General features: G+C 64.4%; 16 protein-coding genes. 6 read left to right on the forward strand and 10 right to left on the reverse strand.

All coding sequences use genetic code 11. The features are described 5' to 3' along the window. Positions 1–193 precede the first annotated feature (193 nt). The gene (locus ATE70_RS11060) at positions 194–676 is read left to right on the forward strand and encodes a YbjN domain-containing protein (RefSeq protein WP_058537973.1); all 483 of its coding nucleotides are present in this window, start codon (positions 194–196) and stop codon (positions 674–676) included. 99 nt (positions 677–775) lie between these two features. On the opposite strand, the gene ATE70_RS11065 is transcribed toward ATE70_RS11060, so the two are convergent. The 5 genes from ATE70_RS11065 to thiE form a co-directional block, all read right to left on the reverse strand. Beyond that, positions 776–1,597 (reverse strand): inositol monophosphatase family protein, encoded by an 822-nt coding sequence (locus ATE70_RS11065; RefSeq protein ID WP_037510802.1) that lies wholly within the window; start codon positions 1,595–1,597, stop codon positions 776–778. Next, positions 1,594–1,911, reverse strand: a complete 318-nt coding sequence (locus tag ATE70_RS11070) for a cupin (protein ID WP_058537974.1) — start codon at positions 1,909–1,911, stop codon at positions 1,594–1,596. Before ATE70_RS11070 ends, ATE70_RS11065 begins: the two co-directional genes overlap by 4 nt. Continuing rightward, positions 1,911–2,474: an elongation factor P gene (efp, locus tag ATE70_RS11075; RefSeq protein WP_056374498.1), complete on the reverse strand. Its 564-nt coding sequence runs from the start codon at positions 2,472–2,474 to the stop codon at positions 1,911–1,913. Before efp ends, ATE70_RS11070 begins: the two co-directional genes overlap by 1 nt. Before the next feature lie 108 nt (positions 2,475–2,582). Beyond that, positions 2,583–4,541, reverse strand: a complete 1,959-nt coding sequence (locus ATE70_RS11080) for an OPT family oligopeptide transporter (RefSeq protein WP_058537975.1) — start codon at positions 4,539–4,541, stop codon at positions 2,583–2,585. A 280-nt stretch (positions 4,542–4,821) separates the two neighbouring features. After that, positions 4,822–5,460 carry a thiamine phosphate synthase gene (gene thiE, locus ATE70_RS11085; RefSeq protein WP_058537976.1) on the reverse strand — a complete coding sequence of 213 codons (639 nt, stop codon included), beginning with the start codon at positions 5,458–5,460 and terminating at the stop codon, positions 4,822–4,824. A 35-nt stretch (positions 5,461–5,495) separates the two neighbouring features. Here thiE and ATE70_RS11090 point away from each other — a divergent pair, with 35 nt between their 5' ends. Then, positions 5,496–5,894: a hypothetical protein gene (locus ATE70_RS11090; RefSeq protein ID WP_231732648.1), complete on the forward strand. Its 399-nt coding sequence runs from the start codon at positions 5,496–5,498 to the stop codon at positions 5,892–5,894. On the opposite strand, the gene ATE70_RS11095 is transcribed toward ATE70_RS11090, so the two are convergent. The 5 genes from ATE70_RS11095 to tkt all read right to left on the reverse strand — a co-directional run bounded on the left by ATE70_RS11095 (position 5,891) and on the right by tkt (position 11,746). After that, positions 5,891–6,547, reverse strand: coding sequence for an O-methyltransferase (locus tag ATE70_RS11095; RefSeq protein WP_058537977.1), 657 nt, complete (start codon positions 6,545–6,547; stop codon positions 5,891–5,893). The two genes, ATE70_RS11090 and ATE70_RS11095, sit on opposite strands and share 4 nt — an antisense overlap. Before the next feature lie 3 nt (positions 6,548–6,550). Continuing rightward, complete coding sequence (locus ATE70_RS11100) at positions 6,551–7,420, reverse strand: fructose bisphosphate aldolase (RefSeq protein WP_197411451.1); 870 nt, start codon at positions 7,418–7,420, stop codon at positions 6,551–6,553. 100 nt (positions 7,421–7,520) lie between these two features. After that, a complete protein-coding gene (locus ATE70_RS11105) occupies positions 7,521–8,717 on the reverse strand; it encodes a phosphoglycerate kinase (protein WP_037510789.1) in 1,197 nt (398 codons plus the stop codon). Between the two features lie 17 nt (positions 8,718–8,734). After that, complete coding sequence (gene gap / locus ATE70_RS11110) at positions 8,735–9,742, reverse strand: type I glyceraldehyde-3-phosphate dehydrogenase (protein ID WP_058537979.1); 1,008 nt, start codon at positions 9,740–9,742, stop codon at positions 8,735–8,737. A 36-nt stretch (positions 9,743–9,778) separates the two neighbouring features. Continuing rightward, a complete protein-coding gene (gene tkt / locus ATE70_RS11115) occupies positions 9,779–11,746 on the reverse strand; it encodes a transketolase (RefSeq protein ID WP_058537980.1) in 1,968 nt (655 codons plus the stop codon). A 168-nt stretch (positions 11,747–11,914) separates the two neighbouring features. Here tkt and ATE70_RS11120 point away from each other — a divergent pair, with 168 nt between their 5' ends. The 4 genes from ATE70_RS11120 to ATE70_RS11135 all read left to right on the forward strand — a co-directional run bounded on the left by ATE70_RS11120 (position 11,915) and on the right by ATE70_RS11135 (position 13,599). Beyond that, positions 11,915–12,121, forward strand: a complete 207-nt coding sequence (locus ATE70_RS11120) for a hypothetical protein (RefSeq protein WP_058537981.1) — start codon at positions 11,915–11,917, stop codon at positions 12,119–12,121. Then, positions 12,114–12,560: a cell division protein ZapA gene (locus tag ATE70_RS11125; RefSeq protein ID WP_058537982.1), complete on the forward strand. Its 447-nt coding sequence runs from the start codon at positions 12,114–12,116 to the stop codon at positions 12,558–12,560. The genes ATE70_RS11120 and ATE70_RS11125 overlap by 8 nt, the downstream gene beginning before the upstream one ends. Positions 12,561–12,778: 218 nt before the next feature. Beyond that, positions 12,779–13,372, forward strand: coding sequence for a 5-formyltetrahydrofolate cyclo-ligase (locus ATE70_RS11130; RefSeq protein WP_058537983.1), 594 nt, complete (start codon positions 12,779–12,781; stop codon positions 13,370–13,372). Beyond that, positions 13,369–13,599: a DUF2842 domain-containing protein gene (locus ATE70_RS11135; RefSeq protein WP_082639402.1), complete on the forward strand. Its 231-nt coding sequence runs from the start codon at positions 13,369–13,371 to the stop codon at positions 13,597–13,599. The genes ATE70_RS11130 and ATE70_RS11135 overlap by 4 nt, the downstream gene beginning before the upstream one ends. The last annotated feature ends 11 nt before the right edge of the window (positions 13,600–13,610 follow it).

Below are 13,610 nucleotides of genomic sequence, written 5' to 3' on the forward strand. Positions count from 1 at the left end.
TCTGGCACCCGTTTATCGGGGGCGCTTTAGGCCACGAAGCCGCGTGTCGCAAGCGCTGCGGGCAGGAATTTCGTATCGCGTGCGACCAAAAGCACAAAGGCCGCTGGTGACAGCCCCTATCGCTGTGATACCCCACCCGAAAAGGGTCGGAGTACCGCGCTTTCAGGGCGCAACTTGGATAAAGGGAGCTTCCATGGGACCAACTACCACTCGCGCCGCGCTCGCCTTGGGCGTCGCTGCACTTTTTGCGGCGACTCCGGCCAAGGCCGAGCTGATCAACGCGTCGAATCCCGCAACGATCAAGGCGATCCTCGAGTCGCAGGGCTGGCCCGCGACGCTGATCAGCAAGCCCGGCGACGATCCCTATCTCGAAAGCAATCGCAACGGCCTGAAATTCCTCGTTCTCTTCATGAACTGCGAAGAAAGCAAGAAGTGCAAGACGCTGCAATATTATATGGGCTTCAGCGACGCGAAGGACGTCTCGCTCGACAAGCTCAACAAGTGGAACAAGGACAAGCGCTTCGCGCGTGCCTATAAGGATGACGAGGGCGATCCGGTGCTCGAAATGGACGTCGACCTCGATTTCGCAGGCATCCCGCGCGAGAATGTCGGCGAGACCTTCAACACCTGGGCGTCGCTGATGGACAGCTTTCGCGAATATGTTTTCGAGAAGTGACCTGACCAATCATTCGTCACCCCGGACTTGATCCGGGGTCCCGCTTTTCAGCGTCGCCGAGCGGGATGCCGGATCAAGTCCGGCATGACGAAAAGAAGGTCAGGCGTTGCGGAGTGCGCCCGCGACGAGCTTCTGCAGCTTCGAATGCACCGCGGCGCTGCCCGCGATGAATTCGCTGCGCTCGATCGCCCGATCGCCGCCGCGGAAATCGCTCACGAAGCCGCCAGCCTCGCGCACGAGCAACATGCCCGCTGCAACGTCCCAGACCTTGAGGTCGCTTTCCCAGAAACCGTCGTAACGCCCAGCCGCGACCCATGCGAGGTCGAGGCTGGCGGCACCGAAGCGGCGGATGCCGGCGACTTCGGGCGCGACCGCGCCGAAAATGCGGCTCCACTGCGCCATATTGCCATGGCCCATGTACGGAATGCCGGTCGAGATCAGGCACTCGTTGAGGTGGCGGCGCGATGCGACGCGCAGGCGGCGATCGTGCAGCCAGGCGCCGCGGCCGCGTTCGGCCCAATAGCTTTCGTCGGTGACGGGCTGATAGACCAGCGCCGCGGTGACGTCGCCCCAGCCGCCGCCGGGTTTCGGTTCCTGCACCGCGATCGAGATCGCGAAATGCGGGATCGCGTGAAGGAAGTTCGACGTACCGTCGAGCGGATCGATGATGAAGCGCGGCTTGCCGGGTTCGCCTTCGATGATTCCGCCTTCTTCGAGCACAAAGCCCCAGCCCGGACGATCGCGACCGAGTTCGTCATAGAGCGTGCGCTCGGCGGCCTGGTCGGCCTTCGACACGAAATCGGCCGGCCCCTTCTGCGAGACCTGCAGGTGCTCGATTTCGCCAAAGTCGCGGCGCAGCTTCGTGCCGGCCTTGCGCGCGGCGCGTTCCATGACGGTGATGATGCCCGATACGGCCACTATACGGATCCCTTACGTTCTACGACCAAAATGCGGGCCTCGCCCACCGGATGCGCCACATGTTCGTCGCCGACATCGGCTACAAACATGTCGCCGGCGGCGAGGCGCGCAACATGCTCCTCGCCCGCCTCTCGATAATGCATGTCGACGGTCCCGGCGATGACGCAAAACAGTTCGGCGCCGTCGTTGACATGCCATTTATATGGCTGGTCCGTCCAATGCAGACGGACGCTGGCGCCTTCGATCTCGACGAGATCGCGCGCCCCCCACGCGCGGTCGGCCCGAAAGCTCCGCGCGTCGGTGACGATCTTAGCCATCAGTCGGCGCGGCGGACATATTCGCGGTCGTACACATGCACAACGATCTTGGTTCCGCTCGTGATGTGCGGCGGCACCATCACGCGCACGCCATTGTCGAGGATCGCGGGCTTGTACGACGACGAAGCGGTCTGGCCCTTCACCACCGCGTCAGCCTCGACGATCGTCGCTTCGATCGTTTCGGGCAGTTCGACCGAGATCGGGCGCTCTTCCCAAAGTTCGAGAACGACGTCCATGCCGTCCTGCAGGAATTCATGCGCTTCGCCGACGACATCCTTGGAGATGTTGATCTGTTCGAACGTGTCCTTGTCCATGAACACCAGGTCGTCGCCCTCGGCATAGAGGAACTGGAAATCCTTGGTGTCGAGGCGGACCTTTTCGACCGTGTCGGCGCTGCGGAAGCGGTTGTTGAGCTTACGCCCGTCGATCAAATTCTTGGCTTCGACCTGCATATAGGCGCCGCCCTTGCCCGGCTGGGTGTGCTGGATCTTGGTGACCTTCCAGATCCCCTTTTCATATTCGATAATATTGCCGGGACGGATTTCAACGCCGGTGATTTTCATCGCGCACACTCACTAGACAAGGATGGAAAGAGCAAAGCAGCGCCCGCCGGGCACAGCTATCAGGTGCGCGCCTTTAGCCGCGCCAGCGCCGAAGGGCAAGCCGCAGCGTCAGGGCGTGGCGACGACCAGCCGGCGCGTGCGCCGATAGCTGGCCCAGACGAGCACGACAAAGAGGATCAGCCCGATCCACGGCGCATAGGGCGCATAGCCGTCGCCGGTCACCGCAAGCGGCGCGTCATTGTCGGTCACATAGACGGTGCCGGCGTAGAACACGCCCAGAAGACTCTCGCCGACGATCATGCCCGTCGCGGTCAAAACGCCCATGCGATGCGCAAAGCTGGCGTTCGGACGTTTCGCCGCCCAGCGGTCATAGAACCAGCCACCGACCGCACCGATCACGACGGGCAGGATGACCGCCATCGGCAGGTAGATACCGATGCCGATCGCGAGCGGCGGGAGCCGCAGCTTGCCCGCGCGGCCGAGCAGCGCGTCGACGATGATGAAGCCGATCCCTGCGAGCACGCCATAGCCAAGCATCGTCCAGTTAAGATCGCCGCCGAGCACGCCCTTTGCGAGCGACGAGATCAGCCCCGCCTGCGGTGCTGCCAAGGCCTCAGGCCCCGCACCCGGAACACCGACGAAGCCGACGGTCTCGTTGAGCACATTGAGTACCGGCGGGACGACGAGCGAACCGAAGATCACGCCGATGATCAGCGCGACCTGCTGTTTCCACGGCGTCGCGCCCACGAGCTGGCCGGTCTTGAGATCCTGGAGGTTATCGTTCGAGATCGTCGCGATGCCGAAGACAAGGCCGGTGACGATCAGCGCATAGGCGACCATCGCGGCGATTTCTTCCTCACCACCCCCGCGGCCAAGCAGGCCGAGCAGCAGCAGCGACGATGCGATGATCGCAAGGATGCCGATCCCCGACACCGGCGAGTTCGACGCGCCGATCAGGCCCGCCATATAGCCGGTGACCGACGCGATCATCAGCCCGACGATGATGATGAACAGGATCGCGCCGGCAATTAGGATCATCGACGATCCCGCAAGCGGCCCGCCCGCGAGCACCGTCCAGAGCAGCCAGCCGATCGGCAGCATCAGCGCCAGCGAGCCGCCGAACACCCATTTGATAGACATATCCTGTTCTTCGATCGCGAGCGCCTGCCCGCCTTCGCGCGCGCGGCTCGCCGCCATCGCCGAGCGAATGCCGCCGAGCACCGGCCCCGCGATCTTGATCAGCGTCCAGATCGCGGCGACCGCGATGACGCCGGCGCCAAAGAAGCGCACGTCGGCGCGGAACACCGTGTTCGCCAGCGTTTCGGCATCGCCCGCTCCGCCCTGCGTCAGGATCGGCAGCAGCACCCACCAGCCGGTGACCATCCCGACGAGCTGCGCCATGCCGACCGAAAGGCCGACGAGGTGGCCGACGCCGAACAGCGCAAAGGCGAGCCCGCCTGCGATGCCCGTCGCGCCGGTGCCGACCGCGAACCAGCGCGCGACCTCTGCGCCCGCGAGTTTCATCTGGGTCATCAGGGTAAAGACCGCGGCGACGATGCTGTTCCACAGCAAGGCCGACAATCCGGCGCGATTTTCCTCGGCGCCCTCGGCGCTCGCGGCGCCGACCTGCAGCACCTCGGCGGCGGCGCGCCCTTCGGGATAGGGAAGGTCCGAATCGACAACGAGCGCGCGGCGCAGCGGCACCGAAAACAGCACGCCCAATATGCCGCCGAGCATCGTGATCGCGGTGGTCTCCAGCAGCGGGAAACCCTGCCAGTAACCGACCATGACCAGGCCCGGGAGCACGAAGATGATCGCGGCCAGCGTGCCCGCGGCGCTCGCGATCGTCTGGACGATATTATTCTCGAGGATCGTCGACCCGGCCATATAACGCAGCAACGCCATCGAAATCACCGCCGCGGGAATCGAGGTCGCAAAGGTCAGCCCGACCTTCAGCCCCAGATAGACATTCGCTGCGGTGAACATCAGCGTGAGCAGCCCGCCGAGCAGGATTGCGCGGATCGTGAGTTCGCGGCCACGCGCGGGTGCTGTGCTAATTTCGGTCATAAATATCTCCCCGCCCGCTGTGTTGCGACACGCCGGGCCCAGCGCAAGTCAAAAGACGACGAACCGAAGTCGATTTGACGCATCGATCCAATAGGACGCGCGACATCAATGCCATATCGGCCGCCATGATGAGTATCGATCTTTCGGACCCTACCCCTCCGCCCCCACGCGGCAACGCAGCAACTTCGTCGCGCGGGGCACCTTGCGCCGGCCTTTTTGGCTGGCGCAAGGATGCGCCGCCGCGTGCGTCCAAAGATCGTCCGAAGACGCCCGGACGCGATTACCCGGCGGACTGATCTTCGAGGAGCACGCTGAACGCGCGCACAGCTGCCGCAGGGCCCTCAGGGTACGCCCAAATGCCTCCCGATACGGCAAGAAAATCAGCGCCCGCGTCGATCAGCGCCGGCGCATTGTCGACAGTGATTCCGCCGATCGCGACGCAGGGCAGTTCGAACATGCCCTGCCACCACTCGAGAATTTCGGGCTCCGCATGATGCTCGACCGCCTTGGTCGTCGTCGGGAAAAAGGCGCCGAAAGCGACATAATCCGCCCCCGCCTCACCCGCTTCCATCGCCATATGGCGGCTTGCATGACAGGTCACGCCGATCTGGGCCTGCGGGCCGAGGAGCTGGCGCGCCTCGCGCGGGTCGCCGTCATCCTGCCCCAGATGCACGCCATCGGCACCCAGCCGCTTCGCTAGCGCGACATCGTCATTGACGATGAACGCCACGTCGTGCGCGGCGCAGATCGCCTGCAGCGGTTCGGCGAGCCGCGCGGCCTCGTGCTGGTCGATGTCCTTGACGCGAAACTGGAACGCGGCGACCGGGCCGGCGCCGAGTGCTTCGGCGAGCCGATCGGGAAAATCGCCGCCGACATCGAGCGGCGAAATCAGGTAAAGTTGGCAGGTTGGTGCTTTCATGGCGCGTTCATAGCGGCGAGGTCACAGACGGGCAAATGCAGAACTTCCACCGCCTCGCGATCCTCGCCCTCCCCGCCGCGCTTGCCCTGTCCGCCTGCGCCACGACGCGCGCCGCACCGCTGCCCGACGGCAGCGACGTCGCGCTCGGCCAGAAAGCCTGTGTCGATGGTCCGATCGTCCAGCCCGTCGAGGTGCTGGAAGACAGCCGCTGCCCGATGAACGCACGCTGCGTGTGGGCGGGACGCGTGCGGGTGAAGATGGTCTGGATCCGCGGCAATGGCGAGAAACAGCCATTCGAGGCGACGCTGGGCGAACCGACTCAGCTTGCCGATGGGCAGTTCACGCTCGAATCGGTGCGGCCGGAAAAGATGACCAATGTAGCGATAAAGCCGGCGGACTATCGCTTCTCGTTCCGCTTCGCGGGCGGGCTCTAAAGCACCCGCGCCAGTACGAATCCGTCCCATTTTTTCGCGCCGACGGTCTGGATCGCGGTCGCATCGAGGCGGGGGTCGGCGGCGAGCATGTCAAACAGCGCGCGGGTGCCGATGATCCGCTCGTCGTCGCTGTCCGCCTCCAGCACCCCGCCTTCGCGGACGACATTATCGACGATGATCATGGCGCCGGGGCGCCCGAGCCGGATCGCTTCGGCGACATAAAGCGCGTTGCTCTGCTTATCGGCATCGATGAAGACGAAATCGAACGGCTCTTCGCCGGTCATCGCCGCAAGGCTCCCAGCCGCAGGGCCGACGCGGATATCGACCTTGTCCGATACCCCGGCGCGTTCCAGATTCTGGTGAGCGACCTTCGCGTGATGGTCTTCGAGTTCCAGCGTCACCAGCTCGCCGCCATCGGGCAGCGCGCGGGCTAGCCAGATCGTCGAGTAACCGCCGAGCGTCCCGATTTCGAGTATCCGCTTCGCGCCCGCCATCTGCGCGAGCAGGAAGAGCATCTTGCCCTGCGCCGCCGACACGTCGATCGGCGGCAGGCCTTGTTCAGCATTGTTGGCGAGGGTGGTGGCAAGCGCGTCATCGGCGCCGAGCAATTTTTCGGCGATATAATCGTCGACGGCTTGCCACCGCTCTCCCATCACCTAGGCCACGGAGGCCGCGTGAATTTCCTTGATCGCGCCGCCGAGCGACGCGTTGAACTCGTCGTCGCTCATCTGATGGCGCAGATCCTCGAGCAGCGCACGGCTGAAGCTCGCGATGATGCCCGGGTTCTTCGCCAGTTCGACGCACGCTTCGGGGCGGGCAAAACCGCCCGACAGCGCGACGACGCGCAGCACCTTCGGATGATCGACCAGCGGCTGGAACAAGCCGGCCTCGGTCGGCAGCGACAGCTTCAGCATCACCGGCGCGCCGGTCCAGGCGTCGAGCGCTGCGAGCGTTTCTTTGAGCAGCAGGCGATCCGCCGCGTCGCGCTCGGCGCTCTTGATGTTCACTTCGGGTTCGATGATCGGGACGAGGCCGTGCGCGGCGATGCGCGCGGCTTCGGCGAACTGCTGTTCGACGATCACCTTGATCCCGACCGGGTTGGCGAGGTTGACGACGCTGCGCATCTTGGTGCCGAATACGCCCTTGGCGACCGCGCGCTCGCACAGCGCATCGAGACCCGGATTGGCCTTCATCAATTGAACGCCGTCGGCTTCGTCTTCGAGCCCCTTATCGACCTTCAGAAACGGAACGACGCCGCGCTCCCAGAGTAGTGCGGGAACGGACTTGCCGCCGGCTTCGCCGTCCATCGTGCGCTCGAACAGAATCGCACCGATTACCTTCTCGCCGTTGAAGCACGGCGCGGTGACGATGCGGCTGCGCATGTCGTGGATCAGGCCGAACATTTCCTCGTCGTTCGAGAAGGCGTCGGCTTCGATGCCATAGCCCTTCAACGCCTTGGGCGTCGAACCGCCGCTCTGGTCGAGTGCGGCGATGAAGCCCTGCCCCGATTTGATCTGGTCGAGCATGGCGGCATTGGCGGTGGTCATAAGATCTCCGGTTGTTTGCATACGTATGTGGCGCTGCGCATAGCGACCCCTTGGGCGCGATGCAATGCGACGGGGAAGTCTATGCCTTCAGTGCGTCGACGCCCGGCAACGGCTTGCCTTCCATCCACTCGAGGAAGGCGCCGCCGGCGGTCGAAACAAAGGTGAAATCCTTGGCCACGCCGGCATGGTTGAGCGCGGCGACGGTATCGCCCCCGCCCGCGACCGAGATCAGCGAGCCCTCGCGGGTCAGCGCCGCAGCTGTCTTGGCAAGCGCGACGGTCGCGGTGTCGAACGGCGGGGTCTCGAACGCGCCGAGCGGGCCGTTCCACACGAGCGTGCGGCAATTCTTCAGCACATCGGCGAGCGCCTCGACCGCTGCGGGGCCGACGTCGAGGATCATCTCGTCGGCGGCGACTTCGTGCACGTTGACGGTGCGCGTCGGCGGGTTCGGGGCGAACTCCTTCGACACCACGACGTCATAGGGCAGATGGATCGTGCAACCCGCGGCGTCGGCCGCGTCGAAGATCGCATTGGCGGTATCGACGAGATCATGCTCGCACAGCGACTTGCCGACATCGACCCCGCGCGCGGCGAGGAAGGTGTTCGCCATACCGCCGCCGATGATCAGATGATCGACCTTGCTGACGAGGTTGCGCAGCACGTCGATTTTGGACGACACCTTCGCGCCGCCGACGACCGCGGCGACCGGATGCTCGGGATTGCCGAGGGCGGCGTCGAGTGCCTTGAGTTCGGCTTCCATTGCGCGGCCGGCGTAGGCGGGCAAACGGCGAGCGATGCCCTCGGTCGAGCCATGCGCGCGGTGTGCCGCCGAAAAGGCATCGTTGACGTAAATATCGCCAATTTCGGCGAGCGCATCGGCAAAAGCCGGGTCGTTCTTTTCCTCGCCGGGATAGAAGCGCGTGTTTTCGAGCACCGCGACGTCGCCCGCGGCGAGCACCGCGATGCCTGCCTTGGCGCCCTCGCCCACGGCTTCGGGGATGAACATCACCGAATGGCCGAGGACGTCTTCGACACCGCCCATCACGAGCGACAGCGACTGGGTCGGGTTCTTCGCGCCCTTCGGCCGCCCGAAATGCGCGAGAAGCAGGACGATCGCGCCCTTGTCCGATAGTTCGCGGATCGTCGGCATCGCTGCCTGAATCCGCGTCGCGTCGCTGACCGCGCCTTCGAACAACGGGACGTTGAGGTCGACGCGCACGAGCACGCGCTTGCCGGTGACGTCACCGATATCGTCGAGGGTCTTGAACGCGGTCATCGACGTTTCCTTTTGGATCAGAGGAACTTGGCGATCACGCCCGCGGTGTCGATCATGCGGTTCGAGAAGCCCCATTCATTGTCGTACCAGCTGAGCACGCGCACCAGCTTACCGTCGATCACCGAGGTTTCGAGGCTGTCGATCGTCGAGCTCGCCGCATTGTGGTTGAAGTCGATCGAAACCAGCGGCTCCTCGGTATAGCCGAGCACGCCCTTCAGCGGGCCTTCGGCCGCAGCCTTGAGCACCGCGTTGACTTCTTCCTTGGTGGTGTCGCGAAGCGGCGTGAAGGTGAGGTCGACCACCGAGACATTCGGCGTCGGAACGCGGATCGACGAACCGTCGAGCTTGCCCTTGAGTTCGGGCAGGACCAGACCGACGGCAACCGCCGCACCGGTCGAGGTCGGGATCATCGACATCGCGGCGGCGCGGGCACGGCGCGGATCGTCGTGGATCTGGTCGAGGATCTTCTGGTCGTTGGTATAGGCGTGGATCGTGGTCATCAGGCCGCGTTCAATACCGATCGCCTCGTGCAGCACCTTGGCAAAGGGCGCGAGGCAGTTGGTGGTGCAGGACGCATTCGAGATGATGAGGTGATCGGCGGTGATCTTGTCGTCGTTGACGCCATAGACGACGGTCAGGTCGACTTCCTTGGCGGGAGCCGAAATCAGCACGCGCTTGGCGCCGGCGTCGAGATGCTTCTGGCCGCCAGCCTTGTTGGTGAAGAAGCCCGTGCATTCCATCACGATGTCGATGCCGTTCGCGGCATGCGGCAGGGCGGCGGGATCGCGCTCGGCGGTCACCTGGATGCGCTTGCCGTTGATGATCAGGTCGCTGCCGTCGATTTCGACGGTCCCGTTGAAGGCGCCATGCACCGAGTCATGGCGGAGCAGGCGGGCGTTCGCCTTGGCATCACCCAGATCGTTGATCGACACCAGCTCGAGATCGTGATCGCTACGCTCCAGAATCGCGCGCGCCACATTGCGGCCGATGCGTCCGAAACCGTTGATTGCAACCTTTACTGCCATGTCGAAAAATCCTTTCTGCGTGGGATAAGCCGGTGCTTAGTTGCCGAGCTTTGCCAGTATCTGGGGGGTGATAGCATCGGCGGTTAGGCCGAAATGCTTGAATAGGTCTTCAATCGGCGCCGAGGCCCCGAAGCTGTCGATGCCGAAGCGCAGGCCGTGGCGGCCGGTATAGCGTTCCCAGCCGAAAGTCGTGCCCGCCTCGATCGACACGATCAGCGCATCGTCGGGCAGGATATCGGCCTGATAGGCGGCGCTCTGTTCGTCGAAGAGCTCGGTCGAGACCATCGACACGACGTCGACGCCGTGACCCGCGGCTTCTAGCTTGTCGGCGACTTCGAGCGCGAGCGACACTTCCGAACCCGTCGCGACGAGTACGACCTTGCGCGCAGCCGAGGCCTTGCGGAGGCGGTAACCGCCTTTCAGGCAAAGATTTTCGGTGACGTCATGACGCAGCGGCGGAAGGTTCTGACGCGTCAGCGCGAGCAACGACGGCCGGCTTTCCTGCGCGAGCGCCAGCGCCCAGCATTCGGCGGTTTCGACCGCATCGGCGGGGCGCAGCACGAGCAGATTCGGCATCGCGCGGAGCGACTGGAGATGCTCGATCGGCTGGTGCGTCGGGCCGTCTTCGCCGAGCCCGATGCTGTCGTGCGTCATCACATAGACGACGCGTTGCTGCTGGAGCGCCGAGAGGCGGATCGCGGCGCGGCAATAGTCGGCAAAAACGAGGAAGGTGCCGCCATAGGGGACGACGCCGCCGTGCAGCGCCATGCCGTTCATCGCGGCCGCCATGCCGAATTCGCGGATGCCGTAATAGATATAGCGGCCGGAATAATCGTCTTTAGTCAGCGGCTTGGTCGACGAAGTTTTGGTGTTGTTCGAACCGGTCAGGTCGGCGCTGCCGCCGACGAGCGCCGCGATATCGGCGGTCAGCGCGCCGAGCGTGTTCTCCGACGCCTTGCGCGTCGCGACCTTCGGCGGTTCGGCAACGAGGCCGTCCAGATAGGCTTTGAAGGCGTCGCCTGGAACGATCTTGCCGCTTAGACGGTCTTCAAATTCGCTTTTCTTCTCGTTGCTTGCGAGACGATTATTCCATTCGGCATGAAGTGCCTTGCCCTTCTCGCCAAACGCCGCCCATGCCGACGCGATATCGGCGGGAATGACGAACGGCTCGGCAGTCCAACCCAGTTCCTTGCGCGCGGCGGCAATCTCGTCGGCACCGAGCGGGGCGCCGTGCGTCGCCGAGGTGCCCTGCTTGTTGGGGGCGCCGAACCCGATGATCGTGCGGCACGCAATCAGCGACGGGCGCGGATCGGCGAGCGCGGCATCGATCGCGCGGCGGATGTCGGCAGGGTCGTGGCCATCGCAGCTTTCGACATGCCAGCCGGTCGCCGCATAGCGCGCCGGAATGTCTTCGCTGGTCGACAGGTCGGTCGATCCGTCGATAGTGATCTTATTGTCGTCCCACAATACGGTCAGGCGGCCGAGGCCGAGATGTCCGGCGAGCCCGATCGCTTCGTGATTGATGCCTTCCATCAGGCAGCCGTCGCCCGCGATCACCCAGGTGCGGTGGTCGACAAGGTCGTCGCCATAGATGGCATTGAGATGCCGCTCGGCGATCGCCATGCCGACCGAGGTCGCAAGCCCCTGCCCCAGCGGCCCGGTCGTCGTTTCGACGCCTTCGAGCTCGAAATTCTCGGGGTGGCCCGCGCACGGGCTGTGGAGCTGGCGAAAATTGCGAATGTCGCCGATCGTCGGCCGCGCATAGCCGGCGAGATTCAGCGTCGCATAAGCGAGCATCGAGCCGTGCCCTGCCGACAAAACGAATCGGTCGCGATCGGCCCATTTGGGGTCGACGGGATCGAACTTCAGATAGTCCGAATAAAGGACCGTGGCGACGTCGGCCATGCCCATCGGCATCCCCGGATGGCCGCTGTTTGCGGCCTGTACGGCATCCATCGCAAGCGCGCGGATTGCGTTGGCGAGCTGGCGTTCAGGCAATGTCATTGGTCCCCCGGAAATGGCTGGGTAGACGCCGGACGTAGCGTCTGGATCGGATGCGGACAGCCCTTTGCGGCGGCGGGGGCAGGAGTCAACCGCCCGTGACGGAAAATCGGCGCATTTTCGACCGACAGGGCAATTGCACGCCCTCCCCGGCGCTGCTAACCCTTCGTCATGGAACTCGATCTCGACGAATCCAGCCTGGCCATCGGCCGTATCGAACGCGCATTGAGCCGCATCGAAAAGGCGCTCGCCGACCGCGCAAACCGGCCCGAATCGGCCGGAGCAGCTCCCGCCGCCGACCAGTCGGCATTGAAGGCAGAGGTTGCCGCTGTCATCGGCGAACTCGATCGGCTGATCGCGGAGGCCGACCGTGGCTGACGTGAAACTCACGATCGCGGGACGCCCCTACGACCTCCATTGCGAGGATGGACAGGAATCGCAGCTTCTTCAGCTTGCCGCCGTCGTCGACGAAAAGGCGCGTGAAATGCCGGGCGGGACCGAGGTTCGTCAGCTGCTTTTCGCCGCGCTGATGCTCGCCGACGATGCGCAGGATGCGAAGGGCAAGATCGAAAAGTCCGAGCCGCAATCCGATTCGCTTCGCGCCGCGGTGGCGCTTGCCGAAAGCCGCGAGGCGACGGCGCGTGACGAGCTGCGCGCGGCGGTGACCCGCGAACAGGCCGCGCTCAAGGAGCTGGAGGCTGTGCTTCAGGCCGGGCCAGCCGCTGCGCCATCCACGAAACCCGCGCATGATCGAGCACTGCTGCAAATCGCCGACCGGATCGAGGCACTAGCTGCGAAAGTCGAGCAACTCCCTTGAGCAAGCGGGCCCGCGCCCCTACATAGGGAATGGCGGGTACTGCCCGGCACGAGCTTTTGCGAAAATCCCTGAGGCGATACATCATCCTAGGGGGCTGTCCCTGCCCGGACCCTGGTCCGACGTACATGGTCCCCACCTGACGTTACTGGCGTCAGAGGACTTTCCAGCAAACGACCTCGGCGGTCCCGCCAACCACCCAGCAAGTCCCAGAGGAGGCGATGACCGACTTGTCCGCCGATCTGGTCCAGCAAAAACAGAAATTGCGCGAAAAATTGCGCTTTCGCCGCAAGCATTTCGCCGCCAACCTCGACGGCATGGCGCAGTTGGCGGCCTTTCGCGCGCTGCCCGCACCGCTTTCCGAGCTTCTCGCCAATCACGCCGTCATTGGCGCCTATGTCGCGTGGGGCGACGAACCCGATATCCTGCCGATGTTTGCGGGCCTCGCCGATGCCGGGGCGCTCGCCCTGCCCCATCACGCTGCCCGCGTCGACACGATGGACTTTCGTCGCTGGCGACCGGGCGAATCCCTGGCGAAAGGGCCGTGGGGCACCCAGCAGCCGGCCGATGATTCGCCTTTGGCGAATCCCAACCTGATATTTTGCCCGCTCGTCGGTTTCGACCGTCAGGGCGGCCGGATCGGTCAGGGTGGCGGGCATTATGATCGCTATTTCGCTGCGCACCCCGATGCGTTGCGGATCGGAATCGGCTGGTCAGTGCAGGAAATCGATGCGACGCCGCGCGAATCGACCGACATCGCGCTCGACGCGATCCTGACCGAACAAGAATTCATCGTCTGTGGAGACCGTTTGTGAGCCAAATACCCCCCGGCCCCCAGCCGAGCTGGCGTAAGCCTGCGGGCATGTTCCTGATTCTCGCGTTGATCGCGGTGTGGACGGGCATTGTCGTCAGCGTGTCACCATGGGTCGGTACATGGCCGGTGCTGGTGCAGGCGGTCTTCTATCTTGCGGCAGGGATTGTCTGGATCCTGCCGCTGAAGCCGCTGCTGCGCTGGATGGAATTGGGGAAATGGCGCGGCTGAAACGCCGCGCC

It is taken from the genome of Sphingopyxis sp. H053 (assembly GCF_001468225.1).
In the GTDB taxonomy this organism is placed as follows: Bacteria; Pseudomonadota; Alphaproteobacteria; order Sphingomonadales; family Sphingomonadaceae; genus Sphingopyxis.

Bases quoted from the DNA above. Each gene is read 5' to 3' on its own strand.
- ATE70_RS11060 (WP_058537973.1), top strand. From the start codon at position 194: ATGGGACCAACTACCACTCGCGCCGCGCTCGCCTTGGGCGTCGCTGCA.
- ATE70_RS11070 (WP_058537974.1), bottom strand. From the start codon at position 1,911: ATGGCTAAGATCGTCACCGACGCGCGGAGCTTTCGGGCCGACCGCGCG.
- efp (WP_056374498.1), bottom strand. From the start codon at position 2,474: ATGAAAATCACCGGCGTTGAAATCCGTCCCGGCAATATTATCGAATAT.
- ATE70_RS11080 (WP_058537975.1), bottom strand. From the start codon at position 4,541: ATGACCGAAATTAGCACAGCACCCGCGCGTGGCCGCGAACTCACGATC.
- thiE (WP_058537976.1), bottom strand. From the start codon at position 5,460: ATGAAAGCACCAACCTGCCAACTTTACCTGATTTCGCCGCTCGATGTC.
- ATE70_RS11090 (WP_231732648.1), top strand. From the start codon at position 5,496: ATGCAGAACTTCCACCGCCTCGCGATCCTCGCCCTCCCCGCCGCGCTT.
- ATE70_RS11095 (WP_058537977.1), bottom strand. From the start codon at position 6,547: ATGGGAGAGCGGTGGCAAGCCGTCGACGATTATATCGCCGAAAAATTG.
- ATE70_RS11100 (WP_197411451.1), bottom strand. From the start codon at position 7,420: ATGCTCGACCAGATCAAATCGGGGCAGGGCTTCATCGCCGCACTCGAC.
- ATE70_RS11105 (WP_037510789.1), bottom strand. From the start codon at position 8,717: ATGACCGCGTTCAAGACCCTCGACGATATCGGTGACGTCACCGGCAAG.
- gap (WP_058537979.1), bottom strand. From the start codon at position 9,742: ATGGCAGTAAAGGTTGCAATCAACGGTTTCGGACGCATCGGCCGCAAT.
- tkt (WP_058537980.1), bottom strand. From the start codon at position 11,746: ATGACATTGCCTGAACGCCAGCTCGCCAACGCAATCCGCGCGCTTGCG.
- ATE70_RS11120 (WP_058537981.1), top strand. From the start codon at position 11,915: ATGGAACTCGATCTCGACGAATCCAGCCTGGCCATCGGCCGTATCGAA.
- ATE70_RS11130 (WP_058537983.1), top strand. From the start codon at position 12,779: ATGACCGACTTGTCCGCCGATCTGGTCCAGCAAAAACAGAAATTGCGC.